Origin of the sequence: Microcystis sp. LE19-84.1B, from assembly GCF_027531875.1 — a bacterium.
Taxonomy (GTDB): domain Bacteria; phylum Cyanobacteriota; class Cyanobacteriia; order Cyanobacteriales; family Microcystaceae; genus Microcystis; species Microcystis panniformis.
Map to the genome: position 1 here is coordinate 1 of NZ_JAPZSR010000030.1, position 2,153 is coordinate 2,153.

3 protein-coding genes are annotated in these 2,153 nt (G+C 40.6%); all 3 read left to right on the forward strand.

Features of this window, described 5'->3' with window-relative positions; translation table 11 throughout:
• On the forward strand, positions 1-270 hold a 270-nt coding region (locus O9324_RS01670; RefSeq protein WP_288139313.1), incomplete at its 5' end, for a hypothetical protein.
• Between the two features lie 11 nt (positions 271-281).
• Positions 282-632 carry a clan AA aspartic protease gene (locus O9324_RS01675; protein WP_288139314.1) on the forward strand — a complete coding sequence of 117 codons (351 nt, stop codon included), beginning with the start codon at positions 282-284 and terminating at the stop codon, positions 630-632.
• Positions 633-1,287: 655 nt separating this feature from the next.
• Positions 1,288-1,875, forward strand: a complete 588-nt coding sequence (locus O9324_RS01680) for a hypothetical protein (protein ID WP_288139315.1) — start codon at positions 1,288-1,290, stop codon at positions 1,873-1,875.
• The last annotated feature ends 278 nt before the right edge of the window (positions 1,876-2,153 follow it).

Below are 2,153 nucleotides of genomic sequence, written 5' to 3' on the forward strand. Positions count from 1 at the left end.
GCAATCCTTTTAAGCCGTGAAGAAGTTGCTCAACGTGCAGAGAAACTGTACGAAAGCAGAATCCGCCAAGAGGTGGAAGTTGAAGAAAACATTGGCAAGATGGTCATCATTGACATTGAAACAGGTGACTACAAAGTTGATAAAAATGGCTTACACGCTGCTGACTTATTGAGCGAGAAACACCCCCATGCTCGGCTCTTTGGGATCAAAATTGGCTACAACGTTGCTGCCGCTTTTGGTGGGGGTATCAGGTCGCGTGTAGTTAAGTGATTTCAGGTATTGTGGCTAATGGACACCCGCTCATCACTATCCCATTTCGGATTCCAAATCGCGCTGACTTTCCGATTGAGTTTGTAGTAGATACAGGATTTACAGATGAGCTTTGTTTACCACCCGAAGCAGTAGCATTGCTGAATCTTCCTTTCAGGTACGATATGGGTGCGAATTTAGCAGACAACAGCCAAGTAATGCTGCCTCTTCACAAAGCAATTATTATCTGGAATGGTGAGGAGCGAGAAACTCGTGTATTTGCCACAGGAAGGCGACCTTTGGTTGGAACTGCTTTGTTAGATAGTCATGAGCTTGTGATCCAATTTACGGAAGGTGGGTTGGTAACAATTGACGAATTGTAGTTCTCAGCATTAGCGCAAACGCAGGCTAAGTCGTATCTGTAAAAACAAACATCAAAGGCAAGAAAGAAGTTCATCTGTCCTAAGATTTGCAGAAAAGGTTTTTAGATTTATCCAGCAAACCCTAATTAGCGATAAAATGGCTGTAATCTTCAAATTTGGCCTTTTATATGACTAATCGCTTGAGATAGCTGTAGGGTGCGTTCCCTATTGTGGCTCCTGCTGCTCCACTAATAGATTTTGGGGAACGCACCATGCACATCAATTGAAGCAGTGAGTCTAAATGCGATACCGAAAGCACTGGGTAGCACCCCTAGATGGGGTTGGAGGGATTGCTTTAGGGCGCTATACTGGTTTATAGGGTCTTCGAGATTAGGTCGAAGTCTATAGGGCAAAAAAATATAAGCTAGGAGATTACGTTGGGATGAAGTATTGTAAAGTTTCAATACAAATATAGTCAGATATAGTCAGGCATGGTAATATATAGACATGAAACTATCAGACTATGCAAAAAAAGCAGGAATAAGTTATCGAAGTCTATACTGATAGTTTCTTCTTTCAAAATAGTCCTAAAAGTCTTGCCCAGTAAGCATTTAACCTTACATAAGCAAGAATTATCACACAAAGTCGAGAAGAGCCCAACGCCTTACCATTAATCATGGATAAAGCGATAGATATTGAAGTAGTTAGAACTGAAGCACTAAGAAAGCTAGGCAGAAATATAGTTAATTTTTCAAAGATTGAAGATATTTTAAAGTATCTACTTTCAGTGACTCAGATCCAGGGATTATCAACATCAACTCGTAACCAGTTCGTTGACAATCATGAGAGATTTCGTAAGCACACATTAGGTAAACTGGTTCAGAAATTACATGACACTGTGCTAGTGGATGATATTCAGTCTGAAGCTCAACTAGACTCTTCTGAGTTAGGTATGTCTTTGTCATTTAAGGTTTCCTATAGTGACTCAGATTTCTTAACTGCTCAGAAACAGGCTCTCTCAATCATTGTGTTGGAACGAAACAAGTTGATTCATCAAGATTTAGCGCTACTCGATACTAGCTCTATAGAAGACTATTATAAGTTAATCAGTTTTTTAGATGAACAAAACCCTCGATTATTAGCTCATCTTGAAGAGCTTGGGTGGATGCTAACCTCATTTATAGAGGGACTAAAAGACCTTCAATCGTTCATTAAATCACCAGACTTTCACCAGTTTATACACTCTAGCCAATCCGATGCCTAACAAGCGCGTGTATAGGGAACGGCGGCAGACACGAAAAAAGACGGGAGCTTGGTAGCCCCGTCGTTTCAACACGGGGCGGAAAAGCGATGCGAGCGGATTTATCCGCCGTCCTAATGTCTGTCATGATGTGGGTCATTAATATCTGAACTTCCCCCATACATATATACCATAATAGCCGAAAACCCTTATCCATCAATGGATATAGCCCTTAACTTTTCTTAATGTACCCATGTAATTTGTAACATTTCTTAATGGACAAGAATTCTCTCCATTTGCTA

Coding starts and splice junctions, on each gene's coding strand:
- O9324_RS01680 (WP_288139315.1), top strand. CDS start 1,288: ATGGATAAAGCGATAGATATTGAAGTAGTTAGAACTGAAGCACTAAGA.